The organism is Agrobacterium sp. SOY23 (assembly GCF_027212525.1).
Classification (GTDB): domain Bacteria; phylum Pseudomonadota; class Alphaproteobacteria; order Rhizobiales; family Rhizobiaceae; genus Agrobacterium; species Agrobacterium tumefaciens_I.
The window spans coordinates 1-24,161 of the sequence record NZ_JAPWDT010000003.1 but is presented as its reverse complement, the minus strand read 5'-3'; the positions used below and the strand labels follow the sequence as shown (position 1 = coordinate 24,161).

The following is a 24,161-nucleotide window of genomic DNA, read 5'->3' as shown; positions in this document are numbered from 1 at the left end:
TGGTTGGGGGGCATGGGTAAAGCGGACGCGTGCAGGCCCGGCCTTGCCGAACCATTGCGCAACCACCGGGACACCCCGCCCGTGGACGTTATTTTGTCCTGGCAGGTCTCCTGGCTCGCGGGTCGTCGCCTTTGCCCGTCTTCCCGGGGCTTTCACCCCAGTGACGTTGTGGACAAAGACTCGCCGCTTACAGTTGCGGGGGCAGCTCCGGTCTTGCCGATCTTCGGCGCACCGGATTCCCTCTTAGCTCCGGGCTGAAACAATCACCCCGGAGAACCATGACACCCGCCATTCTCAACAGGGGCGTCACAATGTCAATAGACATAAAGAAATCTTTATATCTTTATTTGATTGAGGCCAACGATCTCAGAATGTGACCGCGCCCGGTCCCGGCACCGCGCCCGATGGGACCTTGCCCAGAATGATCATGCCGAGAACCTCGTCCTTGGTCACATCCTGCGTGCGGGCATGGCCGACCACCTTGCCATTCTTCATCACGAAAACCCGGTCGGCCAGATCGAAGACATCGTGAATATCGTGGCTGATGAGGAAGATGCCGATGCCCTGCCGTTTCAGCTCCTTGACGAGATCGCCCACCTGCGCCGTTTCCTGCGGCCCGAGCGCTGCCGTCGGCTCGTCCATGATGAGGATGCGGGCATCGAACAGAATGGCACGGGCGATCGCGACGGATTGCCGCTGGCCGCCCGAAAGCGCTTTCACCGGCTCCTTGAACCGCCGGAAATTGGGGTTGAGGCGGCCCATGACCTCACGCGCCGAGGCTTCCATGGCAACATCGTCCAACGTGCCCCATTTCGTCTTCAGCTCGCGGCCAAGATAAAGATTGGCCGCCGCATCGACATTATCCGCCACGGCCAGCGTCTGGTAGATGGTCTCGATGCCGTATTTCTTGGCATCGCGGGGATTGCGGATATCGGCATCCTCGCCATTGATGAGGATATCGCCGCCATCGCGCCGGTAAGCGCCGGAAAGTATCTTGATGAGCGTCGATTTGCCGGCGCCATTATGGCCGAGAAGGGCAACCACCTCACCGGGGAAAAGATCGACAGAGGCGTTTTCCACCGCGTGGATGCCGCCGAAGGAAATGGAAATATTGCGCATTTCCACGAGGGGCGTGACTTGGTCCGTCATAGGAGTTCTCCTCGGTTCTTACTTGGCGCGGGCGCGGTAGATGGTGTCGAGCCAGACGGCGACGACCAGGACCACACCGACGACGATGCGCTGGAAGGGCGTATCGATACCCACCAGCACCATGCCGGATTGCAGCGACTGCATCACCAGCGCACCGAGCATTGCGCCCGCTACGGTTCCGACACCGCCGGCGAGCGAGGTGCCGCCGATGACAGCCGCCGCGATGGTGTAAAGTTCGTCCAACTCACCCTGGGCATTGGTGGCGGCGTTGAGGCGGGCGGTCGAAATCGCCGCGGCGATGGCGCACAGAACGCCCATCAGCGTGAAGATCTTCACCGTGACCCAGCGGGTCTTGATACCGGCCAGTTCCGCCGCTTCCGGATTGCCACCGATGGCGAAGACATAACGTCCGAAGCGCAGCCTTGTCGCGATGAAGGTCATGACCGCGCCGACCGCGAGCGCCATGAGCACCGGAATGGCGATGCCATGCGCGATGAACAATCCGCCTTCCGGCCAGGCAATGCCATTGGCGTCGGCATAGTTGCGGGCAATGTTCACCGGCCAGGGATAGCTGTTGACCACGGCCACGAAACCGACGACGACGAGGCAGCCGAGCGCCACCAGAAAATATTCCGCCCAGACGGGCCGCAGCGGAAAGCCGAAACGGCGGCGCTGGCGGCGGGAATTCAGGATTGCCGCAACGATGGCGACGCAGGCAATGGCGGCCGCGATCCAGCTCCATGTCGCGCCAATCGAGCCGCTGGTACCGCCGCCCATCAGGCGGAAGGTGGAATCCATCGGCGCCACGGTGCGACCGCTGGTGATGAACCAGGTGCCACCGCGCCAGACCAGAAGCCCGCCGAGCGTGACGATGAAGGAAGGCACATTCAGGAAGGCGACGATCGAGCCCTGCAGCATACCGATCGCGCCACCGACGAGAATACCGACCAGAAGCGTGACGATCCATGTGGCCCAATGTTCGAATCCCAGGATCTGCGGCAGGATTTCCGCCTGCATGACGCCCATGATCATGCCGGAAAAACCGAGGATCGACCCGACCGACAGATCGATATTGCGGGTGACGATGACAAGCACCATGCCCGTCGCCATGACTGCCACGGAAGCAGTCTGCACGGAAAGGTTCCAGAGATTTCGCGGCGTCAGGAAGAGGCCGCCGGACAGGATATGAAATCCGATCCAGATCAGAAGAAGCGCGCCGACCATGCCGAGAAGGCGGGTATCCAGCTCAGTAGCGCTGATGAAACGCGTAATCGAGCCTGTCTTTTCCGTCTTGGCGGGCGCTGTGGAATTGGATTGGGTCATGTCGGCCATGAACTGCCGGTGCTCCTCACATCTTGGATCGTTTTGGCTTTTCTTCGAATCGCCAGAACGATCCAAGTTTTTGTTCTTACGCATTGTCCGGATGAAAGCCGTTCCGCTTCCCCTGAAAATGCTCTAAAGGGCGCCCCGCCATGAACCATGGCGCGGCGCCCAACCGGGACCTATTCGATCAATTGCAGGCCTTGACGGATCCGGCCTTCACACCCTGGCAGGCCGTTTCCTTCTTGATCCAGCCGGCATCGATGACAGTGCCGAGATTGTCCTTGGTGATGGCGATCGGCTTGAGGAAGACCGACTGCATCTTCACCTTCTTCGGGCCGCCATCAAAGGTGGTGACGCCCTTGATCTCGGTCATCTTCTTGCCGCCGGCGAGTGCAAGCGCAATGCCGGCCGCTTCCTTGCCGAGTTCACGGCTGTCCTTCCAGACCGACACCGTCTGCGTGCCGAGCGCAACGCGGTTCAGCGCGGCGAAATCGGCATCCTGACCGGAGACGGGAACCGAACCGGCCATGCCCTGCGCCGCGAGAGCGGCAATCGCGCCACCGGCGGTACCGTCATTCGAAGCGACGACCGCGTCGACCTTGTTGTTATTCTTGGTCAGGAACTGTTCCATGTTCTTCTGGGCGTTTTCCGGCTTCCAGCCATCGGTATAGGCTTCGCCGACATTCTTGATCTTGCCGCCATCAATGGCAGCCTTCAGCACTTCCTGCTGGCCGGCGAACAGGAAGTCCGCATTCGGATCGGAAGAGGAGCCCTTGATGAAGACGTAATTGCCTTCCGGCTTGACCTTGAAGACTTCAGCAGCCTGAAGACGGCCCACTTCCTTGTTGTCGAAGGTGATGTAGAAGGCGCTCTGGTTTTCGATCAGGCGGTCATAACCAACAACCGGAATACCTTCGGCAACGGCCTTTTCAACAGCCGGGCCAATCGCATCGCTGTCCTGCGCCAGGATGATCAGCGCATTGGCGCCCTGGGAGATCAGCGATTCCACGTCGGTCAGCTGTTTTGCGGCAGACGATTGCGCATCGGCGGAAATGTATTTCGCACCGGCCTTGTCGAGCGCAGCCTTGATTGCCGCCTCATCCGTCTTCCAGCGTTCTTCCTGGAAATTCGACCAGGAAACGCCAACGACGAGATCGGCCGCAATGGCGGCGGTATGCAGGGAAACGAGTACGGCCGTACCCGCCAAAAGCTTGGCAAAAGAATTCATGATGTCCTCCCGGTAAGGGCGCAGCCTGCACCTCCATGCAGGGAAAACGCCCGGAAAAAGCTGCCGGTCTCTGTGATTTCACAATTTTCTCGACAGTCGAGAAAATTAATGTCAGAGATTCCCCATGCTGTCAACAACGGCTGCGGGCAGCATCCGGGTGCCTTGATCTTCTCTGTGGCATGGGCCATCAGACAGGGTCAGCACGACAGGAAAAAGCCGTTCAGGGAGCAGGCCCCAGCCCATGTCCGCCATTGCAAGTACGGAACTGGTGCGCCAGAAAAACAGCCTGTCGGTGATGGCGGCGCTGCGCCTTCACGGCAGCCTTTCCCATACCGAAGTGTCGTCTTTCACCGGGCTTGCCTCCGCCACCGTCTCCGCCATCACCACGGAACTGGAGCGGGCCGGCCTCATCTTGCGAAAAGAGCAGCTTGCCACCGCCGGCCGCGGCCGGCCGCGCATTCTCTTTGGGCCGCGCGGTGCTTTCTGCCACGTCGCCATCGTCATCATTTCCTCCGACAGCGTGCAATATTCGCTGGTCGATTATTCCGGCAAGCTGGTGGACCGTTTCACGGAACAGCGGGTCACAGCCGAAAAAGGCGCGTTCGGCGGCGTCATCCTTGCCGGCCTCGCAAGGCTTGCCGATCGCTCACGCCTCGATCGGAACGATATTCTTCAGGTCTCGATCAGCAGCAAGGGGCTGGTGGACGCGCCGGCGGCAACGCTGCTCTGGTCGCCGGTTCTCGGCGATGAAAGGATTGATTTCCAGCGACTGGTTTCCGAAGACGGCCGCATCCGCGTGACGCTGAACAATGAAACCCTGCTTGCCGCCAAGGCCATCTGGATGCGGGAGCAGGCAAAAGAAGGTCCCGCGCCGGAAGCGCTCGTCACCCTGTCGCTCGGCCACAGCATCGGTCTTGGCATTGCCCGCTCCACCGGCGGCGCAATCGAGGTCAGCGCCCCCAACTTCGGCCATATGCTGCATCTGGCCGATGGCGCCCTGTGCCGTTGCGGCACCAGAGGCTGTATCGAGGCCTATTCCGGCTTCTACGCCATCCTGCGCTCGGCCTTCGAAGCGCCGCCGCAGGCGGAACCGGCAAAATTCGTGCCGATTGCGGAGGTGGACAAGATCGCCGCTTCGGCCCGCGCCGGCGCCCGCATGGCACGGTTCGCCTTCCGCACCGCCGGTCTGGCGCTCGGCAACGGCCTTTCGCGCCTCTTCAGCCTGCACGGCCACATGCCGGTTTTCGTTACCGGCCCCGGCACGCGCTATTTCGATCTTCTGGAAAGCGGCCTGCGCGACGGGCTTGCACAATCGCAGGCAGTGCGTTTCGGCGGCATGCCGAAAATCGCCATAGCACCCAACGAACCGGAACTGGTGTTCGAAGGACACATGGAACACGCGCTGTCCGCCGCCGACGACTATATATTAAGCGCCGACAGCCCTGAGAGACCTGTGAGGAATTCGTGGGGCTAGCTGCTACCAAACGCACGCGCGCAATGCGACGAGCCATTCGCCGCACTCCTAAAGGCGGCGCAGGCCTTCGCGAGGCATCATATTTTCCGGTAGTTTAACCGCACTGGCAATCCCAAGCCACATCAGCAATTGGATGAAATTCCAACCTAAATCGATTTGTCCCCTCTCGAGTCCAAGCCGGGCCGAGCCCGGAAAAGCGTGATGATTCCCATGAAAGGATTCGCCGAAAGTAACCACTGCTGCTTTGGGAATATTGTAGCCCTGTACAGCGACATTATCGACTGCCCATCCCTGATGCCCCCCACGATGAGCAAAGTGGCCGATAAGCCAATGCCCGGTTAGAGAAACCGAAATACGCACCGCAGTACCCCATACCACCCAACCCCAGCCACCCAAAAGATAGAACAACAGCATCCAGGGTAGTTGCTGCGCCATCCAGGTTCGCTCCAGGAAGCGGTAAAATCCATCGTTCGCAACCTCCGGCTCGATGACGAACGCTGGGGGATGTTTAAGTGCAACAGCGCAATGCATCTGCCACCAAGCATCCACGAAGAAAGAGCGCCGATGCGCATACAAGTCATGACATATCGTCTGTCTTTGGGCCCAATCGCGAATGTCATATGCGTAAATCATACCAAAAGGCCCGGCCATGCCGACCAGCGTGCCAAGATAAACCAACACGCGCTCGACCAACTTGCTGGTACGGAACGAGCGGTGGATCAGCAGCCGGTGCATTCCCACCGAATGTCCGGCACAAATGGTGATCGCGGTCGTGATGACGAACAAAGTGAAACCACTCCAGGAAAATGTCAGCGGGCCGAACACCAAAGCGACCGCCATCATCACTCCTGCCCAGATCGATTTTGCCGGCCTCCAGCACACTTGGCCTTCGTTTGCATTGCCAAAGGGATGCGAGATCATACGTCCTGTGGAAATTGTCGTCATTCATCACGCCCTTTCCATACCCTACCCGGACGCAATCTTGCGCCAGCAACCAACAGATGATATTCATTTAGGCAATAAGCTAATTACCTTTGTAACCCATTTCCAAAATTAGGCAATTAGTTAATTAACTTAATATCTGATATTTTTTGCTTCATCGGCGAAAGAAGGGCAATGTGATAGATAAAGAGAACGATTCCGAGAGGCTGGCGGAGCAAGTGACGACTCCGCTTATGCAGTTGGTTTTTGAGGCATTGGCCTCTGCCCCACGCCGTAAAATCCTGGCCTATCTCGCCCACACTGACCTTACGGCCGGCGAAATCGCAGCCCGCTTCGAAATGTCGAAACCCTCCATCTCGCAGCATCTGAATGTGTTGGAAACCGCCGGCTTGATCTCAGGCAAGCGCGAGGGTCAATTCATTCGCTACTCGCTGGCGCCGAATAAATTGGTAAATACGCTCAACAATTTTGTTCAAGACGTCTGCCCCGTCGGCCGGCCGCTTAAGAAAGAAAGCAAGGCATTAGCCGAGTTCAAGTCCAGCACAAAGAAGTGAGAGTGATGCGTTAGGCACCATGCTTTTGATCGGGAAGCACTGTCTGCGAGGGGCGCATGGAACAAGCATTCGGCCGACAGCTACACGTTGAGCGCCGACAGCGCACGGAAATCCCGTGAAGAATTCGGGAAGCGGAGAGGGCAGTCGACCGTTCTTCAGGCCCGCTGCGCCATGGCCTCGGGCTTTTCCCCGGCACCGGTCAGCAGCGTCACGAATTCGTCGAGAGCGACGGCCTCATCCTTGCTCAAACGCAGGCCCTGTTTCGTGCGCCGCCACAGAATATCCTCGGCAGAAAACGCCCATTCGCGCTCCACCAGCCAGCGCACCTCGCATTCGTAAAGCGTGCCGCCGAAATGACGGCCGAGGCCCGATGCATCGGTGGCGCTACCCAGCAGTTGCGCAGCCTTCGTGCCATAGTTTCTGACGAGCCGCCCGGCATGGCCTTGATCGAGGAAGCCATAACGCGAGACGAGCGCCCTCACCTGAGCCTCGTATCTCTCTGCGCCGAAATCGCCGCCCGGCAGGTGGGATCCCGCCGTCCATGGCTTGCCCTTCTCACCAATCGCCGCGCCGATCTTTTCCAGCGCATGTTCCGCCAGCCGCCTGTAGGTGGTGAGCTTGCCGCCGAAAATATTGAGGAGCGGCGCTTCGCCTTCGGTTTGTTCGATCTTCAGCACGTAATCGCGGGTGGCTTCCTGGGCTTTCGATGCACCGTCATCAAAAAGCGGCCGCACGCCGGCATAGGTCCAGACGATATCTTCGGGTCGAACCGGCTCGCTGAAATATTCGCTGGCCGCGTTGCAGAGATAGGAAATTTCATCCTCGGAGATACGCACCTTGGCCGGATCGCCCTGATAGTCGCGATCCGTGGTGCCGATCAGCGTAAAATCGCGCTCATAGGGAATGGCGAAGATGATGCGGTTATCCGGGTTCTGGAAGAAATAAGCGCGCGGATCGGAAAACTTCCTGCGCACGATGATGTGGCTGCCCTGCACGAGGCGGACATTGCGGACATCGTTGCGGCCGAAGACACCCGAAAGCACCTTGTCGACCCAGGGACCGGCGGCATTCACCAGCATGCGCGCCCTGTGCGTGGCCGGCCGTCCGGTTTTTTCGTCCAGCGTCTCGATGAGCCAGATTCCGGCCTCACGCCGCGCGGAGACGACCCGCGTGCGGTTCATGATCATTGCGCCGCGGTCCGCCGCGTCCCGCGCATTGAGAACCACGAAGCGGGCATCATCCACCCAGCCATCGGAATATTCGAAAGCCCTGGCGAAGACGGGCTTCAGCGGTTTGCCGGCCGGGTCTTGCCTGAGATCGAGCGTGCGGGTCGGCGGCAGGAGCTTGCGGCCACCAAGATTGTCATAAAGAAACAGGCCGAGCCGGACCATCCATGACGGACGCACGCCGCCCTTCTGCATGGGCAGAACAAAACGCATGGGCCAGATGACATGCGGCGCCATGGCCCACAGGATTTCCCGCTCCATCAGGGCTTCGCGCACCAGGCGAAATTCGTAATGCTCAAGATAACGCAAGCCGCCGTGAATGAGCTTGGTGGCTGCCGAAGAGGTGCCGGAAGCGAAATCGCCCTTTTCCGCAAGCGCCACGGAATAACCCCTGCCCACCGCATCACGGGCGATGCCGCAGCCATTGACGCCACCACCGATGACAAAAAGATCGAAAATATTCTCGCCGGACATAGGGGCTCCACGACAGCGCCGGGGGATCGCCTCCCCCATTATTGAAAGACAATTGCTATAAAAGCGAAAATAAAACGAATGTCAAAAGAAAACAAACGAAACACGTTCCCGCGAGGCGAGCGATCGCCGCTCACCGTCCGCCGCATGGCCAGCGTCTTGCGGGGTCTGTGTTTCAGCCGTGTGTCGGGAGAACCTGCTCAAGCTCGTAAAGCACGCCGCCCATGTCCTTCGGATGCAGGAAGAGAACGGGGTTGCCGTGCGCGCCGATCTTCGGTTCGCCATCGCCCAGGATACGGATACCTTTTCTGACGAGATCGTCGCGGGCCAAGATAATATCCGGCACCTCGAAGCAGAGATGATGCGTGCCGCCACCCGGATTTCTTTCGAGAAAAGCAGCAATCGGTGACTTTTCCCCGAGCGGATGGAGAAGTTCGATCTTGGTGTTTTCCGCCTGAATGAAAACGACCGTCACCCCGTGTTCAGGCAGCGATTGCGGTTCGGAAACCTGCGCGCCGAGCGCCCGGTAACGGGCGACGGCGGCGTCGAGATCGGGCACCGCAATGGCGACGTGGTTCAATCGTCCGAACATGGTCGTCTTTCCCTCAAGCGTTTCGCCGGATGCCTTCCAGCAGGTCCAGCACCTTGTTGGCCGCATCCATGACATTGGTGCCTGGTCCGAAGATGGCCGAAACGCCATGGTCGAGCAGGAACTGGTAATCCTGACGCGGAATGACGCCACCGACAACGACGATGATGTCGTCCGCGCCCTTCTGTTTCAGTGCCTCGACCAGCTGTGGCGCAAGCGTCTTGTGTCCTGCCGCAAGCGACGACATGCCGACCACATGCACCCTGTTTTGAACCGCAAGATCGGCGGCCTCGGCCGGCGTCTGGAACAGGGGACCGGCCAGCACATCAAAACCGATATCGCCAAAGGCCGAGGCAATGACCTTCGCGCCGCGATCATGCCCATCCTGCCCGAGCTTGGCGACCATGATGCGCGGTTTGGTGCCGATCCTTTCCGCGACGCCGGAAAGGCGGGCGGCGAGCGTGGCAAGCTCCGGCTCATCCTTATAGGCCTCGCCGTAAATATCGCTCACCACCTCCGGCACGGCGGCATGGTCGCCGAAGGCCGCACGCAGCGCATCAGAAATCTCTCCCACCGTGGCGCGGGCGCGGGCGGCAACAACCGCGGCTTCGAGAATATTGCCCTTGCCGCTGCGGGCCACTTCCGAAAGCGCCTCCAGAGCCAGGGTCACTTCCCTGCTATCACGGCGGCGGCGTGTCTCTTCGATGCGGCGGATTTGCGCGGCGCGCACGGCGGCATTGTCGATATCGAGAACATCGATATCCTCTTCATTTTCGAGGCGGTAACGGTTGACGCCGACGATGACCTCCTCGCCCTTGTCCACCGCCGCCTGCCGGCGCGTCGCCGCTTCCTCGATCAGCCGTTTCGGCAGGCCTTCGGCCACCGCTTTGGTCATGCCGCCAAGCGTCTCGACTTCCTCGATCAGCGCCCAGGCCTTCTCGGCCAACTCGTCCGTCAGGCTCTCGACATAATAGGAGCCCGCAAGTGGATCGACGACTTTCGTCACACCGGTTTCGTGTTGCAGGATAAGCTGGGTGTTGCGGGCAATGCGGGCGGAAAATTCCGTCGGCAGCGCAATCGCCTCATCGAAGGAATTGGTGTGCAGCGATTGCGTGCCGCCAAGCACGGCGGACATGGCCTCGAAGGCGGTGCGGACGATATTGTTGTAGGGGTCCTGTTCCTGCAACGAGACACCGGACGTCTGGCAATGGGTGCGCAGCATCAGCGACGAGGCGTTTTGCGGCTTGAATTCCTGCATGATGCGCGACCAGAGCAGGCGCGCGGCGCGCAGCTTTGCCGCTTCCATGAAAAAATTCATGCCGATGGCGAAGAAGAACGACAGGCGGCCGGCAAAATCATCGACATTCAGCCCCTTGGCCAGCGCCGCCCGCACATATTCCCGGCCATCCGCCAGGGTGAAGGCCAATTCCTGCACCAGCGTCGCGCCGGCTTCCTGCATGTGATAGCCGGAAATGGAAATGGAGTTGAATTTCGGCATCTCCTTCGCCGTATATTCGATGATGTCGGCGATGATCCGCATCGAGGGTTCGGGCGGATAGATATAGGTGTTGCGGACCATGAACTCCTTGAGGATATCGTTCTGGATGGTTCCGGAAAGCGCCGCGCGGGGCACACCCTGCTCTTCCCCCGCAACGATGAAACTGGCGAGCACCGGAATAACGGCACCGTTCATGGTCATCGAGACCGAGACTTTTTCGAGCGGAATGCCATCGAACAGGATTTTCATGTCCTCGACGCTGTCGATCGCCACACCCGCCTTGCCGACATCGCCCTCCACGCGCGGATGATCGCTGTCATAACCGCGATGGGTGGCGAGATCGAAGGCCACGGAAACGCCCTGCTGACCGGCGGCGAGCGCCTTGCGATAAAAGGCATTCGAGGCTTCGGCCGTGGAAAAACCGGCATATTGGCGGATGGTCCAGGGCCGCCCGGCATACATGGTGGCGCGCGGGCCGCGCGTGAAAGGCGCAAAGCCCGGCAGGCTGTTCAGGTGAGACATGTCTTGCAGGTCGTCGGCCGTGTAGAGCGGCTTAACCTCGATACCCTCGGGCGTGTGCCAGACAAGCGTTTCCGGTGAACGCTTCAGCTCTTTTTCGGCAAGCTGCAGCCAATCCCGCACCGTTTTTTCACCCGACATGCATCTCTCCCCTTCTGCATTTCATTTTAGCACTGTGACGGGCAATCGTGACGAAAATCGAATGGCTCACCAGTGCCCGTAAATCGCTCCGGCCCACATGCGTTCCGAAGAAACGGCAGCGGCGTCACTCGAATTCGAGGATGACTTCGTCCACCGCGAGGCTGTCGCCCGGTTTTGCCGCCACTCTGGCGACGCGGCCGCGTTTTTCCGCGCGCAGGATGTTTTCCATCTTCATGGCCTCCACCGTCGCCAGTGCCTGACCTGCCTCCACCTCGTCACCCTCACCCACCGAGATGCCGGTAATGACGCCCGGCATGGGGCAGAGCAGCAGTTTCGACATATCCGGCGGCAATTTTTCCGGCATCAGCAGCGCCAGCTCCGCAACGCGCGGGCTGCGCACGCGGGCAAGAATATCCATGCCGCACCAGCGCAGGCGAACCGCCGACCCGGCAAGATCGACCTTGGCGGCAATGACCTCACCCGCCACCGTGAACAGGCCAAGGCTCTGGCCCGGACGCCAACCGGTATCGACGGTCAAGGCCGTCCCGTCCTCAAAACGGACCGCCGTGCCATCCGCACCGGTTTCAACACTGACCCCGTGGCGGACTGCGCCAAACGAAACCACCCAGTCTTGACCGACGATGCGGCGGTGATTGCCGATGGTGCCGGAAATTTCGACGGCGCGGTTCTGCAAGCGCTGATTGACGATGGCGGCGATGGCGGAAAGCCTGCGTGCGGCGGCCTCATCCGGCTCGACCCCGGAAAACCCTTCCGGAAACTCTTCCGCGATAAAGCCCGTCGTCAGCCTGCCAGAGCGAAAACGCTCATGCTGCATGACGGCCGACAGGAACGGCAGATTGTGGCCGATGCCCTCCACCTCGAAACGGTCCAACGCCTGTCCCATGGCATTGATGGCGGTTTCGCGATCCTTGCCCCAGCTGCACAGCTTGGCGATCATCGGATCGTAATACATCGAGATTTCACCGCCTTCGAACACGCCGGTATCGTTGCGGATGACGGTGCCACCTTCCTGTGCGCCTTCTGATGGCGGGCGATAGCGCGTGAGCCGGCCGATGGAGGGCAGGAAGTTGCGATAGGGGTCTTCAGCATAAAGCCGGCTTTCGATCGCCCAGCCGTTCAACTTCACATCCGCCTGTCCGAAGGAAAGTTTCTCACCGGCGGCAACGCGGATCATCTGCTCGACCAGATCGATACCGGTGACGAGTTCCGTCACCGGGTGCTCCACCTGCAGACGGGTGTTCATTTCAAGGAAATAGAAGTTGCGGTCGCCATCGACGATGAATTCCACGGTGCCGGCCGAATGATAGCCGACTGCCCTTGCGAGCGCCACAGCCTGCTCGCCCATGGCATGCCGCGTCGCCTCGTCCAGAAAGGGCGATGGCGCTTCCTCGATGACTTTCTGGTTGCGGCGCTGGATCGAGCATTCACGCTCGCCGAGATAAAGAATCGTGCCGTGCTTGTCACCCAGCACCTGAATTTCGATATGGCGCGGCTGCGTGACGAATTTCTCGATGAAGATGCGGTCATCACCAAAGGAGGATTTCGCCTCATTTTTCGACGACTGGAAGCCTTCCCGCGCCTCGGCATCGTTGAAGGCGATGCGCATTCCCTTGCCGCCGCCACCGGCAGACGCCTTGATCATGACGGGATAACCGATCTGCGACGCGATCTTCACCGCCTCATCCGCATCCTCGATCAGCCCCATATGGCCGGGCACGGTGGAAACACCCGCTTTGGCCGCCAGTTTCTTCGAGGTGATCTTGTCACCCATGGCCTGAATGGCACCAACAGGCGGGCCGATGAAGACGACGCCCGCTTTTTCCAGCGCCTCGGCGAAGGCGGCATTTTCAGAGAGGAAACCATAACCGGGATGCACCGCATCCGCCCCGGTCTTCCTGATCGCATCGAGGATTTTATCGATGACGATATAGGACTGCGACGAAGGCGCCGGACCGATATGGACGGCCTCATCCGCCATTTTCACATGCAGCGCATTGGCATCCGCATCCGAATAGACCGCGACGGTGGCAATGCCCATCTTCTTCGCGGTCTTGATGACCCGGCAGGCGATCTCGCCACGATTGGCGATGAGGATTTTCTTGATCATGCGGTTATTCTCCCCTCGCATCGTCATCGTCGTCGCGGAATTTCTTTTCATAGGGCATCATCAGGATCGCCGAGGCGGTGGCGGCCGCGCCGAACAGGGATGCGATGGGCATGACCACCAGCAGCACCGGCACGACGGGATTTGCAGCACGGCCGATACGCGCGCCGATGCCGCCGATATCAAGAAGGATCAGTCCCGCACCAACGCAGATGCCAATCAAGACGCCGACGGCCGCATTGACCGCCATGAAGCGCAGCATCTGGCGGTGATCGTGCCGCGCGGCTTCCGGCGTCATCCTGGGTTTGAGGCTGCGGTTGCCGGGCGATTTACGGGCACCGCCACTACGCCGCGAGTTCAACCAGCGATGCAGCCAATCCATGTCGATCTGAAATATACCGGCATCCATTTCGCCTCCCTCCTCCATTCTCAACCCTCAGCCCGTCATCCGCCGCTTTCCGCGGAGGGGTCCTCGAACAGGGTCAGATAGGAAAAAGGCACCGCGTCGGTCAGCCAAACGCCATTATCGGCTCTGTAGAAACTGTAACCGTCCGTAAACATCAGACGGGCATCGACAATCAGGACCACAGGCTTTCCATGCCGTTGTCCGACGGCAGTCGCGGTCGCCCGGTCAGCGGAAAGATGAACCTGTTGCCTTTCCCCCGGGCGCAAGCCTTCCCGCAGGATGGGTTCGAGGAAACGGGTCGCCGTACCGTGAAACAATTGCAGCGGCGGCTCGACTGGCGGCTGGCCAAGATCGACCTTCACGGAGTGTCCCTGAGCCGCCCGGATGCGGCGGCCATCATCCGACAGCGTGAAGCGTTTCTTGTCGCTTTCTGCAACGACGGCAAAGAGGCCTGCCTCATCGAGCGACGTGCCGCTCGCATTCGCTTTTGCCAACAGATCTGCGACATCCGCCCAACCCTGAGCATCCAGGGTCAGGCCGATACTCTCGGGTGCATGGCGCAGAACATAACTCAGGAATTTGCTGGTCGCTGTCGACATCGAATTTCATTCCCCGTTGGCAGATGACAGCACACTCAAATCTCGAAGAAATTCTCGAAGGATTCCGGGAAATTCTGCCGGGCGACACGCTCGTCGATGACCAGCATCGCCTGATAGGAAAGCGGATCGAAGTTCTTTTCCGCCGCCACGACCTCGCGGCCAAACAGCAGGTTGAGGCGGGCAGCATCGAGATTGCCACGCTCGAACGGTTCCGGACCGAAATGGTGCCAGAGCGAGTGCAGGAAGGCGGCATCGATACGATGCTCCTTGGAATCGTCGCGCGCCCGGCGGGGTATCATCTTGATGGGCGTTACCCCTTTGGGGTTGGCGCGACGGATGGTGAACTGGACGCCCGTGCTCGGCATGCCGGAGGGAAATCCCTTGTGTTTGGTCATTTCGGGCAGGTTCGCCATCTTTTGTCCTTCCAGAACATTTCCAGTAAAAGCAGCCCTGCTTTTACGTCCGGAAATGCCTCAATTCAAATAGTTAGAGCGCTTTTGGCGCTCTAATCCTTTTCTTATGCCTTGCCGATCTTATCCTGCGTCTTCGTGTCGAAGTCGGAGGCATCGTGGCGTTCATGCAATTGTTCGGACGGATCGCCCGAGGTCTTATTGACGATAACGCCGCGCTTGACCGCCGGGCGTTCGCCGATTTCCAGCGTCCAACGCATGACGTTCTTGTAACCGTCGGCTTCAAGGAAAGCACCGGCATCACCATAGGCCTGGCCGAGCGCGATCTTGCCATACCACGGCCAGACGGCCATATCGGCGATCGTATATTCCGAACCTGCCAGATAACGGTTATCGGCCAGATGTCGATCCAGCACGTCCAGCTGGCGTTTGACTTCCATGGCGTAGCGGTCGATCGCATATTTGATCTTGATCGGTGCATAGGCATAAAAATGGCCAAAACCGCCGCCGAGGAAGGGCGCGGAACCCATCTGCCAGAACAGCCAGTTCAGCGCCTGCGTGCGGGCATTGCCCTCTTTCGGCAGGAAAGCGCCGAATTTTTCCGCTAGATAAACGAGGATCGAGCCGCTCTCGAAAACCCGCGTCGGCTCAGGCGTCGAATGATCCATCAGCGCCGGAATCTTGGAATTCGGATTGACGCCGACAAAACCGGAACCGAACTGGTCGCCTTCGCCGATCTTGATCAGCCAGGCATCATAGTCTGCGCCCTTGTGGCCGGCGGCCAGCAATTCTTCCAGCATGATGGTGACCTTCTGGCCGTTCGGTGTCGCCAGCGAATAAAGCTGCAGCGGGTGCTTGCCGACGGGCAGTTCCTTTTCATGGGTGGGACCGGCGATCGGGCGGTTGATATTGGCGAACTGGCCGCCATTGCCCTTGTCCCAGGTCCAGACCCTGGGCACTTCATATCCGGCGGGGAAATTATCTGCGGAGGAATTTTCGGCCATCAAAAATTGTCCTTGTTCGTTTCGGGAGGACATCCGGACATCCGGGCGCCTGAACATCCATATAGTAAGGTGGCCGAAGCATTTTTCCAGCCCCGCAGCGGGTCAGAGCGGAATAGTATCGTGTTTCTTCCAGCGGGTTTCGACGCTCTTGTTGCGCAGTGAGGCAAACGCACGGGCGATGCGGCGGCGCGAGGAATGCGGCATGATGACCTCATCGATGAAACCGCGCTCCGCCGCCACGAAGGGATTGGCAAAACGTTCCTCATATTCCTTCGTGCGCGCAGCGATCTTCTCGGGATCGGCAAGCTCTGAACGATAGAGGATTTCCGCCGCCCCCTTGGCGCCCATGACGGCGATTTCCGCCGTCGGCCAGGCGTAATTCACATCCGCACCTATGTGCTTGGAGGCCATCACGTCATAAGCACCGCCATAGGCCTTGCGGGTAATCAGCGTCACCATCGGCACCGTCGCTTCCGAATAGGCGAAGAGAAGTTTCGCGCCGTGCTTGATGACGCCGCCATATTCCTGCGCCGTTCCGGGCAGGAAACCCGGCACATCCACCAGCGTTAGCAGCGGAATGTTGAAGGCATCGCAGAAGCGAACGAAACGGGCGGCCTTGCGCGAGGCGTCGATATCGAGGCAGCCGGCCAGCACCATAGGCTGGTTGGCGACAACCCCCACCGTCTGGCCTTCGAGACGGATGAAGCCGGTGATGATGTTGCGGGCAAAGGCCTCCTGCAGCTCGAAGAAATCACCCTCATCGGCCAGCGCGTGGATCAGTTCCTTCATGTCGTATGGCTTGTTGGAACTATCAGGGATCAGCGTATCGAGCCGCGCTTCCAGCCGCGCCGGATCGTCGTGGAACGGCCGCACCGGCGGCTTTTCGCGGTTGTTGAGCGGCAGGAAATCGAACAGCAGCCGCACATGCTCCAGCGTCTCGATGTCGTTTTCATAAGCGCCATCGGCGACGGAGGACTTTTTCGTATGGGTGGAGGCCCCGCCCAGCTCTTCCGCCGTGACGATTTCGTTGGTGACGGTCTTCACCACATCCGGCCCGGTCACGAACATGTAGGAGGTATCGCGCACCATGAAGATGAAGTCGGTCATGGCCGGCGAATAGACCGCACCGCCCGCACAAGGGCCCATGATAACCGAGATTTGCGGCACGACGCCGGAAGCGACGACATTGCGCTTGAACACATCGGCATAACCGCCGAGCGAAGCCACGCCTTCCTGAATGCGCGCGCCGCCGCTGTCATTGAGGCCAATTACCGGCGCGCCGTTCCTGACCGCCATATCCATGATCTTGCAGATCTTCTGGGCATGGGTTTCCGACAGCGAACCGCCAAGCACGGTGAAATCCTGGGAAAACACGTAGACCTGCCGGCCGTTGATGGTGCCCCAGCCGGTGACGACACCGTCACCCGCCACCTTCTGCTCCGCCATGCCGAAATCCACCGCCCGGTGGGTGACATACATGTCGTATTCTTCGAAGGAACCTTCATCCAGGAGCACGTCGATGCGCTCGCGCGCCGTCAGCTTGCCCTTGGCATGCTGCGCCTCGATGCGCTTGACGCCGCCGCCGAGCCGCGCCTCTTCCCGCCGCGCTTCCAATTGCTCCAGAATGCCAAGCATGTTTCCTCCATGCGTTTCCTCAAAATCAATAGCTTAGAAAACATTCGCCTAGAAGCCTTGATCGTGCGCGTATGCGTGCCATAAATATTTGCAATGTTTAATTTTGCAAAGTTGCAACATGGCGACGGAAAAACTCTTCATCGGCCGCAAGGTGCGTGGCCTCCGCGAAAATGCCCGCGCCACGCAGGCGCAATTTGCCGAACGGCTGGGCATCTCCGCAAGTTATTTGAACCAGATCGAAAACAATCAGCGCCCGGTTTCGGCCAGCGTTCTCGTGACGCTGGTGGAAAAATTCCAGCTCGATATGGCGGAACTGGCGACAGGCGAAAGCGACCGGCTGGTTTCCGCCGTACGCGAGGCGCTGAAAGACCCGCTCTTCATGAATTACGAGCCGGGGCTTCAGGAACTGAAGCTGATCGCCCAGAATGCGCCGGGTTTTGCCCATGCGTTGCTGCGCGCCCATCAGGCCTATCGCCAGAACAGCGAGCAGCTGGTGCAGCTGGATGACCGGCTGGGGCGCGGAACCGCGCAGGTGGAAAGAACCCCCTATGAGGAGGTGCGCGACTTCTTCCACTTCGTCGATAACTACGTCGCCGAGATCGATCTTCTGGCCGAGGAACTGGCGGAAGAACTGGAGATAGAAGGCGGTGAGACCTACGGCATTCTCGCGACGCATCTCAGGAGCCGTTACGGCATCCATATCACCCGAAGCGAGGCGGCGGGTGGACTGATCCGGCATTTCGACCCTGCCGGAAAAACGCTCGCCCTCAGCTCCTACATGGCGGCTTCGACCCGCTGTTTTCAGCTTGCGTTGCAGATCGCCCAGCTTCACGCCGGCGCGACGGTGGACAAAGTGCTTTCCGGCGCCGGTTTCCGCCATGTGGAAGCGGCGGAAATCTGTCGCATCGGGCTGCATAATTATTTCGCCGCAGCCCTCATCCTGCCCTATGGTCGTTTTCACCGGGCGGCACAGGAACTGCGCCACGATCTCGAACTTCTGGCCGTGCGTTTTGGCGCGAGCCTCGAGCAGGTGGCGCACCGGCTGAGCACCTTGCAGCGGCCGGGCATGAAGGGGGTGCCGATCTTTTTCGCCAAGATCGACCGCGCCGGCAACATCACCAAACGCCACAGCGCCACGCGGCTGCAATTTGCCCGTTTCGGCGCGGCCTGTCCGCTGTGGAATATCCATCAGGCTTTCGAAAGCTCCGACAGGATCGTGCGGCAGCTGGCGGAAACGCCGGATGGCGTGCGCTATCTTTCCATCGCCACCCAGATCGAAAAGGCCGGTGGCGGTTTCAATATGGAGAGACCGCGTTACGCCATCGCGCTCGGCTGCGAAATTTCCCATGCGCAGAATTTCGTTTATGCCGATACGCTCGATCTCGGCAATGCGGCCTCCTTCAAACCGATCGGCATTTCCTGTCGGGTCTGCGAGAGGGTGGATTGCGTGCAGCGCGCCGTGCCGCCGCTGAAACGCAAGCTGCATTTCGATCATCTTTCGCGCGGCGCATTGCCCTACAGGATCGCCGATTTTTAGCCCCGCGCAGCCCGCTTCAAGGCAGGGGCACCATGGCACGCCGCATGATGTTGGCATAATAACCCCAGAAAAGCCGGGCGGCGACGGAGCGCCACGGCGACCAGAGTGTCGCCCGCTCCGCCAGCCATTTCGCATCCGGCCTGACCTCCAGATCAAGCGCATGCGCCACCGCTGATCTCAGCGCCACATCGCCCACCGGAAAAATATCCGGGTGCCCGCCACAAAACATCAGATAGACCTCCGCCGTCCACGGGCCGATACCGCGAAGCGCAACCAGCTCGGAAAGGGCGGCGTCCGCCTCCTTGCGCACCACGCCGTCAAGATCGATCTGCCCTTCCGTGACGGCGCGCGCCAGCCCTTCCAGCGTCGTCGCCTTGGCACGCGAAAGCCCGAAGGTGGCGCGCAATTCTTCCGGAGCGCCGAGATAATTTTCCGCCGTGACCACGCCGCCCGTGCCGGCAAGGATACGCGCCCATATGGCATTGGCGCTGGCGCGGGACACCATCTGCGCGACAACGATATGGGCAAGGCCGGCAAAGCCGGGCTCGTGAATGCGTAACTCCAGCGGACCGGCTTTTTCGATGGTGAGGCTGAGAGCCGGGTCGAGGCGGGCGAGATGTTCCAGCCCTTCGCTGATGTCATCCATCCCGGTAATGATTTTCATATCCGTCATTCCATATGCCGCAAGCCCGCTGGTGGGGCGCTTTAAAACATGGCAGAAGAAACCATGCCTTCGTCTCTCCGTCAAAAGCCGGTTTACCGTTTTGCGCCAAGCCCCAACGGCCCGCTGCATCTCGGCCACGCGCTTTCCGCCTTCCTGAACCACGATATGGCGCGGGACAATGGCGGCCACTTTCTGCTGCGCATCGAGGACATCGACCAGACGCGCTGCACACCGGCGCTGGAGCAGGCGATTTATGATGATCTCGGCTGGCTGGGTCTCGACTGGGAAAGACCGGTCAGGCGGCAATCGGAGCATTTCGATGAGTACCGGGTGGCGCTGGACAGGCTGATCGACGCGGGCCTCGCCTATCCGGCTTTTCTCAGCCGTGGAGAAACCAAGGCCATCGTTCGTATTTTTGAGGCGGGCGGAGGCGTGTGGCCTCGCGATCCGGACGGCGCGCCGCTTTATCCGGCTGTCGACCGGCAGAGACCTGAGGCAGAACGGGCCGCCCTTCTCGCCTCCGGCCGGCAGCATGCCTGGCGGCTCGACATGGAAAAGGCGATCCGCGCCGTCGGCGTTCCCCTGTTCTGGCAGGAGGGCGGCGATGGCGAGAGGGGACGGATCGAGGCCCTTCCCGCACTCTGGGGCGATGTGGTGCTGTCGCGTTCCGATGCGCCTTCGAGCTATCATCTTTCTGTCGTGGTGGATGATGCGCTGCAGGGCATAACCCATGTGGTGCGCGGCCTGGATCTCTTCCATGCAACCGCCATCCACCGGCTGCTGCAACACCTGCTGGACCTGCCGCAGCCCGTCTATCACCACCATCGGCTGATCCTCGGTGCGGACGGGCGCAAGCTTTCGAAAAGCGAAGGCAGCACCGGCCTCTCCGCCCTCCATGCAGAAGGTGCTGCGCCCTCAGATATCCGTCGGCTTGTCGGCCTCCTCTAGCGCCCGTTCCCGCCGCGCGCCGCTGCCGCCGATATTGCGGCGGATGATCTGCCGGACCTTGTATTTCATCAGCGCGGCGTTCACCTCGGCACCGAGCATGAAGATGACGCCAACCATATAAAGGAAGACCAGAACCACCATGACAGAGGCAAGGCCGGCATAGGTGGCGGCATAATTGGCGAAGGTGGAAAGATAATAGGCGAAAATCGCCGCGCCGATCACCCAGAAGATCATCGTCAGAAGAATGCCGGGCCAGACATCCCAGATGCGGCGCTTGCCGGCGGGCAACCAAAGATGCGCTGCCACCAGTCCCGCCGTCAGCACCACGATCGCGCCGTAAAGGCCGAGGCTGGAGACAGTGTTCAGCACATCCGTCAGCCACGGGAACCGTCGCTCGGCAAAGGACATGGCGACGGGCACGGCAACGAGTACGATGCTGATGCCGGCAAGGACCACGACGGCGATCAGCACATAAAGCAGGCTGAGCAGGCGGGTGACATACCACCAGCGCGTCTCGGTGACGCGGTAGGCGCGGTTCAGTGAAATCCTGAGCGCTTCGACACCGTTGGAGGCGAAGTAAGCGGCGGCCAGCACCGAAATCGTCAGCAGCCCGCCGCGCGGAATGGTCAGCACCTGCTGCACCTGCGCCGCCAATGGCCCGGCAATCGCCTCCGGCCAGGTATCGAAAATCAGATGCACCGTCGTTTCGGAAAACTGGTCTGCGCCGAGAAAACCGGCGAGCGCCGTGCCGAAGATCAGGAAGGGAAACAGCGCCAGCAGGATGGAAAGCGCCATATGGCTCGCCATCGCCCAGCCGTCATCCTCGGCGAAATGGGAATAGGCATCGAAGGCAACCTTGCCTGCCAGGCGCACTGCGGCAACCATGTCACCTCCATTCATCGGCATTTCATTTGTAACTTCGCCCCGAATATGGGAAATCAGCTTCGTTTTGTACAGCGCGCAAGCCCGCCTTTCGGTTCCCGTCCGGACACGGATTTCGCGCATTGCGATTTTCAGGGGCCGGACCATCGGGCCAGAGCGATATTCGGTTTCCCGGAGCGGCAGATGTCTGAAAAACCCGTCATCATCATTACCGGATGCTCCTCGGGCATCGGCGCCTATTGCGCCGGCGCGCTGCACCGGGACGGCTGGCGGGTCTTTGCCACCGTGCGCCGCATCACCGACATGGCTGCGCTGGAAAATCAGGGCATAGAAACCCTGATCATGGATTACACCAAACCGGAGACCATCGCCGCGGTGATGGAGACGGTGACGACCAGAACCGGAGGCCGCATTGACGCGCTCTTCAACAACGGCGCCTATGGCCAGCCGGGTGCTGTGGAAGATCTGCCGGTGGAGGCGCTGAGGGCGCAGTTCGAAACCAATGTCTTTGGCTGGCACGATCTCACGCGGCGGGTCATTCCCTTCATGCGTGCCCGGGGCGCGGGCCGCATCGTGCATTGCTCCTCCATTCTCGGCCTCGTTCCCTATCGTTATCGTGGCGCTTACACCGCATCGAAATTCGCGATCGAGGGGCTGGGCGTGACGTTGCGCATGGAGCTTCAGGGCAGCGGCATCCATGTGAGCCTGATCGAGCCGGGGCCGATCACCTCGAAATTCACCGCGACGGCACTCACTTACATCAACAGGCATATCGATCTGGAAAACTCGGCCCATGCGGCGGAATACAAACGCCAGCTGGCGCGCATGGATGGTTCCGGCCCCGTCAACCGCCACAAGCTCGGCCCGGACGCCGTTTATGCCGTGCTGAAACATGCCCTGACCGCCGCAAGGCCAAAGCCGCATTATCCCGTCACCGTTCCAGCCAAACAGGGGCTTATCCTGAAACGGCTCTTGCCTGCCGGACTGTTCTATCGTCTGCTGCGCAGATTCGATTGAGGAGGAGTACCCCCTAAATGTCCGGCTTCACCACCGTTCTGGCCCTTATCGTCATGGGCCTTGTCGTCATCGTGCTGATACGTGGCCTCTTCAACATGCTGAAGGGACAGGACGCCAACCGTTCCAACAAGCTGATGCAGCTTCGCCTTCTCCTGCAGGCCATCGCCATCGTGCTGATCATGCTCACGCTCTGGCTCACCGGCGGCGGCCGCTGACATGGTGAAGCTGAACAAGATCTACACCCGCACCGGCGACAAGGGCACGACGGCGCTGGTTTCCGGCCCGCGCCGGCTGAAGCACGATCTTCGCGTCGAGGCTTATGGCACGGTGGACGAGACCAATTCGGCCATCGGTGTCGCACGGCTTCATACCGGCGGGCTGGAAACGCTGGATGCCATGCTGTTCCGCATCCAGAACGATCTTTTCGATCTCGGTGCCGATCTCGCCACGCCTGATGATGGCAAGCCGCTTTCCTATGAGCCGCTGCGCATTGTCGAAAGCCAGGTCACGCGGCTGGAAAACGAAATCGACGACCTCAATGCCGCCCTCGAACCGCTCACCTCCTTCGTGCTGCCGGGTGGCAGCGCGGCAGCGGCCAATCTGCACATGGCGCGCACCGTCTGCCGGCGGGCGGAGAGGTTGATGGTGGAACTTTCCGTCACTGACAACGAGATCGTCAGCCCGGCGGCCCTGAAATATGCCAATCGCCTGTCCGATTTCCTGTTCGTCGCCGCCCGCTTCGCCAATGAGGCCGGCAGGGCCGACATATTGTGGGTTCCCGGCAAGAACCGCTAAAGCGCATCCATGGCGCAAACGAAGGGTATTCGATGTTCATACCGCTGCACGACGCGAATTCCCTCAAACATATCCGGCTGCAATATGTCACCATCGGCCTGATCGTGGTCAATGTGCTGGTCTGGCTGTTTACCGGCGTGCTGGCCAGCGATGTGGAGGCCAATGCCGCAGCGCTCGGCCTCGGTTTCATTCCCGCCGTCGTATTCGATTACGCCTATCTGGAACCCGCCCTGCAGGTGGTGCCGGATGATCTGACCGTCGTCACCTATGCGTTCCTGCATCTCGATTTCTGGCATCTGGCCGGCAACATGCTGTTTCTCTGGGTCTTCGGCGACAATGTCGAGGATGCGCTCGGCCATTTCCGGTTCCTGATCTTCTACCTCGCCTGCGCGATTGTCGGCGCATTGTTCCACGGTTTGGTCGCCCCCACCTCCGAAGGGCCGCTGATCGGTGCATCGGGGGCGGTTTCCGGTGTGGTTGCGGCCTATTTCCTGCTGCATCCCAGGGTGCGTGTCTGGGTGCTGGTCTTCATGCGCATCCCGCTGCCCCTGCCTGCCTTCATTCCGCTGGCGCTGTGGATCGGCCAGCAGTTCCTGATGCTGGCGCTGGGGCTGGAGGAAAACGTTTCCTGGGGGGCGCATGTGGGCGGCATTCTGGCGGGCGCCATCATGGTGATTTTCATGCGCAGGCCGGGGGTTCCCCTGTTTGACCGCAGCATTGTTGCGCCGAGGGCGGCGCAGTTCAAGAATACGTCGCAAACGGCAGGGTTGTCGCAAATCGAACGGGGCTATGACGGGGGTAGATGAGACCCGTCGTCAGAGATAGAGTATTTACGTTAACGTCAACGTAAGATATGCCTTACGTGCATGTGATAATGAAGATTGCTCCGTTGTATTTGCGGGAAAAATGCTTATCCATGTCGCCAACCTGTTTTTGGAGGTCCGCGCGGTCTACCCGCCCCGCGGACAGGAGTTTGAGGAAAGCCGCCGATGAAAATCCTTGTTCCCGTTAAACGAGTCGTCGAT

Annotated in this window: 23 protein-coding genes and 1 riboswitch; of the genes, 8 read left to right on the top strand and 15 right to left on the bottom strand. The window is 60.2% G+C overall.

Annotation, left to right across the window (positions count from 1 at the left end):
• Positions 1 to 83 precede the first annotated feature (83 nt).
• A riboswitch (cobalamin riboswitch) is annotated at positions 84 to 296 on the bottom strand.
• Between the two features lie 70 nt (positions 297 to 366).
• The 3 genes from O3S81_RS09015 to xylF form a co-directional block, all read right to left on the bottom strand.
• Positions 367 to 1,149: an ATP-binding cassette domain-containing protein gene (locus O3S81_RS09015; protein WP_269342498.1), complete on the bottom strand. Its 783-nt coding sequence runs from the start codon at positions 1,147 to 1,149 to the stop codon at positions 367 to 369.
• Between the two features lie 18 nt (positions 1,150 to 1,167).
• Positions 1,168 to 2,481: a sugar ABC transporter permease gene (locus tag O3S81_RS09010; protein WP_269342497.1), complete on the bottom strand. Its 1,314-nt coding sequence runs from the start codon at positions 2,479 to 2,481 to the stop codon at positions 1,168 to 1,170.
• Between the two features lie 178 nt (positions 2,482 to 2,659).
• On the bottom strand, positions 2,660 to 3,700 hold the full coding sequence (xylF, locus tag O3S81_RS09005) for a D-xylose ABC transporter substrate-binding protein (RefSeq protein ID WP_269342495.1): 1,041 nt from the start codon (positions 3,698 to 3,700) through the stop codon (positions 2,660 to 2,662).
• 241 nt (positions 3,701 to 3,941) lie between these two features.
• On the opposite strand from xylF, the gene O3S81_RS09000 reads away from it, so the two are divergent.
• Positions 3,942 to 5,174, top strand: a complete 1,233-nt coding sequence (locus tag O3S81_RS09000; protein ID WP_269342493.1) for an ROK family transcriptional regulator — start codon at positions 3,942 to 3,944, stop codon at positions 5,172 to 5,174.
• 48 nt (positions 5,175 to 5,222) lie between these two features.
• On the opposite strand, the gene O3S81_RS08995 is transcribed toward O3S81_RS09000, so the two are convergent.
• Positions 5,223 to 6,119, bottom strand: coding sequence for an acyl-CoA desaturase (locus O3S81_RS08995; protein ID WP_269342491.1), 897 nt, complete (start codon positions 6,117 to 6,119; stop codon positions 5,223 to 5,225).
• A gap of 230 nt (positions 6,120 to 6,349) precedes the next feature.
• Here O3S81_RS08995 and O3S81_RS08990 point away from each other — a divergent pair, with 230 nt between their 5' ends.
• Positions 6,350 to 6,670 (top strand): metalloregulator ArsR/SmtB family transcription factor, encoded by a 321-nt coding sequence (locus O3S81_RS08990; protein ID WP_269343490.1) that lies wholly within the window; start codon positions 6,350 to 6,352, stop codon positions 6,668 to 6,670.
• Positions 6,671 to 6,825: 155 nt separating this feature from the next.
• Here the strand turns inward: O3S81_RS08990 and O3S81_RS08985 are convergent, their stop codons facing one another.
• The 9 genes from O3S81_RS08985 to O3S81_RS08945 form a co-directional block, all read right to left on the bottom strand.
• Entirely contained in the window at positions 6,826 to 8,370 is a 1,545-nt protein-coding gene (locus tag O3S81_RS08985) for a glycerol-3-phosphate dehydrogenase (protein WP_269342490.1), read from the bottom strand.
• Between the two features lie 172 nt (positions 8,371 to 8,542).
• Entirely contained in the window at positions 8,543 to 8,959 is a 417-nt protein-coding gene (gene mce, locus O3S81_RS08980) for a methylmalonyl-CoA epimerase (protein WP_269342488.1), read from the bottom strand.
• 13 nt (positions 8,960 to 8,972) lie between these two features.
• Complete coding sequence (gene scpA, locus O3S81_RS08975; RefSeq protein ID WP_269342486.1) at positions 8,973 to 11,114, bottom strand: methylmalonyl-CoA mutase; 2,142 nt, start codon at positions 11,112 to 11,114, stop codon at positions 8,973 to 8,975.
• A gap of 124 nt (positions 11,115 to 11,238) precedes the next feature.
• Complete coding sequence (locus tag O3S81_RS08970; protein WP_269342485.1) at positions 11,239 to 13,242, bottom strand: acetyl-CoA carboxylase biotin carboxylase subunit; 2,004 nt, start codon at positions 13,240 to 13,242, stop codon at positions 11,239 to 11,241.
• Positions 13,243 to 13,246: 4 nt separating this feature from the next.
• Entirely contained in the window at positions 13,247 to 13,648 is a 402-nt protein-coding gene (locus O3S81_RS08965) for a hypothetical protein (protein ID WP_269342484.1), read from the bottom strand.
• A 35-nt stretch (positions 13,649 to 13,683) separates the two neighbouring features.
• Complete coding sequence (locus O3S81_RS08960; RefSeq protein WP_269342483.1) at positions 13,684 to 14,244, bottom strand: RNA 2'-phosphotransferase; 561 nt, start codon at positions 14,242 to 14,244, stop codon at positions 13,684 to 13,686.
• A 35-nt stretch (positions 14,245 to 14,279) separates the two neighbouring features.
• Positions 14,280 to 14,657 carry a hypothetical protein gene (locus tag O3S81_RS08955; RefSeq protein WP_269342481.1) on the bottom strand — a complete coding sequence of 126 codons (378 nt, stop codon included), beginning with the start codon at positions 14,655 to 14,657 and terminating at the stop codon, positions 14,280 to 14,282.
• Positions 14,658 to 14,761: 104 nt separating this feature from the next.
• Positions 14,762 to 15,658, bottom strand: coding sequence for a glutathione-dependent disulfide-bond oxidoreductase (yghU, locus tag O3S81_RS08950; protein ID WP_269342479.1), 897 nt, complete (start codon positions 15,656 to 15,658; stop codon positions 14,762 to 14,764).
• A gap of 102 nt (positions 15,659 to 15,760) precedes the next feature.
• Entirely contained in the window at positions 15,761 to 17,293 is a 1,533-nt protein-coding gene (locus O3S81_RS08945) for an acyl-CoA carboxylase subunit beta (RefSeq protein ID WP_269342477.1), read from the bottom strand.
• 118 nt (positions 17,294 to 17,411) lie between these two features.
• Between O3S81_RS08945 and O3S81_RS08940 the strand changes: the two genes are divergently transcribed.
• On the top strand, positions 17,412 to 18,830 hold the full coding sequence (locus tag O3S81_RS08940) for a helix-turn-helix domain-containing protein (protein WP_269342475.1): 1,419 nt from the start codon (positions 17,412 to 17,414) through the stop codon (positions 18,828 to 18,830).
• A 16-nt stretch (positions 18,831 to 18,846) separates the two neighbouring features.
• Here the strand turns inward: O3S81_RS08940 and O3S81_RS08935 are convergent, their stop codons facing one another.
• Positions 18,847 to 19,503 carry a DNA-3-methyladenine glycosylase family protein gene (locus O3S81_RS08935; protein ID WP_269342473.1) on the bottom strand — a complete coding sequence of 219 codons (657 nt, stop codon included), beginning with the start codon at positions 19,501 to 19,503 and terminating at the stop codon, positions 18,847 to 18,849.
• 39 nt (positions 19,504 to 19,542) lie between these two features.
• Between O3S81_RS08935 and gluQRS the strand changes: the two genes are divergently transcribed.
• Positions 19,543 to 20,442, top strand: a complete 900-nt coding sequence (gene gluQRS, locus O3S81_RS08930) for a tRNA glutamyl-Q(34) synthetase GluQRS (protein WP_269342471.1) — start codon at positions 19,543 to 19,545, stop codon at positions 20,440 to 20,442.
• On the opposite strand, the gene O3S81_RS08925 is transcribed toward gluQRS, so the two are convergent.
• Positions 20,410 to 21,327: a YihY/virulence factor BrkB family protein gene (locus O3S81_RS08925; protein ID WP_269342469.1), complete on the bottom strand. Its 918-nt coding sequence runs from the start codon at positions 21,325 to 21,327 to the stop codon at positions 20,410 to 20,412. The genes gluQRS and O3S81_RS08925 overlap by 33 nt on opposite strands.
• 180 nt (positions 21,328 to 21,507) lie before the next feature.
• Here O3S81_RS08925 and O3S81_RS08920 point away from each other — a divergent pair, with 180 nt between their 5' ends.
• From O3S81_RS08920 to O3S81_RS08905, 4 genes are read left to right on the top strand one after another with little or no spacing between them, the layout of a single operon-like run.
• Positions 21,508 to 22,341: an SDR family oxidoreductase gene (locus O3S81_RS08920; RefSeq protein ID WP_269342468.1), complete on the top strand. Its 834-nt coding sequence runs from the start codon at positions 21,508 to 21,510 to the stop codon at positions 22,339 to 22,341.
• A gap of 17 nt (positions 22,342 to 22,358) precedes the next feature.
• A complete protein-coding gene (locus O3S81_RS08915; RefSeq protein ID WP_003497428.1) occupies positions 22,359 to 22,556 on the top strand; it encodes a twin transmembrane helix small protein in 198 nt (65 codons plus the stop codon).
• A 1-nt stretch (position 22,557) separates the two neighbouring features.
• Positions 22,558 to 23,136 carry a cob(I)yrinic acid a,c-diamide adenosyltransferase gene (locus O3S81_RS08910; protein WP_269342459.1) on the top strand — a complete coding sequence of 193 codons (579 nt, stop codon included), beginning with the start codon at positions 22,558 to 22,560 and terminating at the stop codon, positions 23,134 to 23,136.
• A gap of 32 nt (positions 23,137 to 23,168) precedes the next feature.
• On the top strand, positions 23,169 to 23,942 hold the full coding sequence (locus tag O3S81_RS08905; RefSeq protein ID WP_269342457.1) for a rhomboid family intramembrane serine protease: 774 nt from the start codon (positions 23,169 to 23,171) through the stop codon (positions 23,940 to 23,942).
• Positions 23,943 to 24,161 lie beyond the last annotated feature (219 nt).

Coding starts and splice junctions, on each gene's coding strand:
- O3S81_RS09000 (WP_269342493.1), top strand. CDS start 3,942: ATGTCCGCCATTGCAAGTACGGAACTGGTGCGCCAGAAAAACAGCCTG.
- xylF (WP_269342495.1), bottom strand. CDS start 3,700: ATGAATTCTTTTGCCAAGCTTTTGGCGGGTACGGCCGTACTCGTTTCC.
- scpA (WP_269342486.1), bottom strand. CDS start 11,114: ATGTCGGGTGAAAAAACGGTGCGGGATTGGCTGCAGCTTGCCGAAAAA.
- O3S81_RS08985 (WP_269342490.1), bottom strand. CDS start 8,370: ATGTCCGGCGAGAATATTTTCGATCTTTTTGTCATCGGTGGTGGCGTC.
- gluQRS (WP_269342471.1), top strand. CDS start 19,543: ATGGCAGAAGAAACCATGCCTTCGTCTCTCCGTCAAAAGCCGGTTTAC.
- O3S81_RS08910 (WP_269342459.1), top strand. CDS start 22,558: ATGGTGAAGCTGAACAAGATCTACACCCGCACCGGCGACAAGGGCACG.
- O3S81_RS09010 (WP_269342497.1), bottom strand. CDS start 2,481: ATGGCCGACATGACCCAATCCAATTCCACAGCGCCCGCCAAGACGGAA.
- O3S81_RS08905 (WP_269342457.1), top strand. CDS start 23,169: ATGTTCATACCGCTGCACGACGCGAATTCCCTCAAACATATCCGGCTG.
- O3S81_RS08995 (WP_269342491.1), bottom strand. CDS start 6,119: ATGACGACAATTTCCACAGGACGTATGATCTCGCATCCCTTTGGCAAT.
- O3S81_RS08915 (WP_003497428.1), top strand. CDS start 22,359: ATGTCCGGCTTCACCACCGTTCTGGCCCTTATCGTCATGGGCCTTGTC.
- O3S81_RS08940 (WP_269342475.1), top strand. CDS start 17,412: ATGGCGACGGAAAAACTCTTCATCGGCCGCAAGGTGCGTGGCCTCCGC.
- O3S81_RS08945 (WP_269342477.1), bottom strand. CDS start 17,293: ATGCTTGGCATTCTGGAGCAATTGGAAGCGCGGCGGGAAGAGGCGCGG.
- yghU (WP_269342479.1), bottom strand. CDS start 15,658: ATGGCCGAAAATTCCTCCGCAGATAATTTCCCCGCCGGATATGAAGTG.
- O3S81_RS08955 (WP_269342481.1), bottom strand. CDS start 14,657: ATGGCGAACCTGCCCGAAATGACCAAACACAAGGGATTTCCCTCCGGC.
- O3S81_RS09015 (WP_269342498.1), bottom strand. CDS start 1,149: ATGACGGACCAAGTCACGCCCCTCGTGGAAATGCGCAATATTTCCATT.
- O3S81_RS08920 (WP_269342468.1), top strand. CDS start 21,508: ATGTCTGAAAAACCCGTCATCATCATTACCGGATGCTCCTCGGGCATC.
- mce (WP_269342488.1), bottom strand. CDS start 8,959: ATGTTCGGACGATTGAACCACGTCGCCATTGCGGTGCCCGATCTCGAC.
- O3S81_RS08935 (WP_269342473.1), bottom strand. CDS start 19,503: ATGACGGATATGAAAATCATTACCGGGATGGATGACATCAGCGAAGGG.
- O3S81_RS08960 (WP_269342483.1), bottom strand. CDS start 14,244: ATGTCGACAGCGACCAGCAAATTCCTGAGTTATGTTCTGCGCCATGCA.
- O3S81_RS08970 (WP_269342485.1), bottom strand. CDS start 13,242: ATGATCAAGAAAATCCTCATCGCCAATCGTGGCGAGATCGCCTGCCGG.
- O3S81_RS08965 (WP_269342484.1), bottom strand. CDS start 13,648: ATGGATGCCGGTATATTTCAGATCGACATGGATTGGCTGCATCGCTGG.
- O3S81_RS08925 (WP_269342469.1), bottom strand. CDS start 21,327: ATGGTTGCCGCAGTGCGCCTGGCAGGCAAGGTTGCCTTCGATGCCTAT.
- O3S81_RS08990 (WP_269343490.1), top strand. CDS start 6,350: ATGCAGTTGGTTTTTGAGGCATTGGCCTCTGCCCCACGCCGTAAAATC.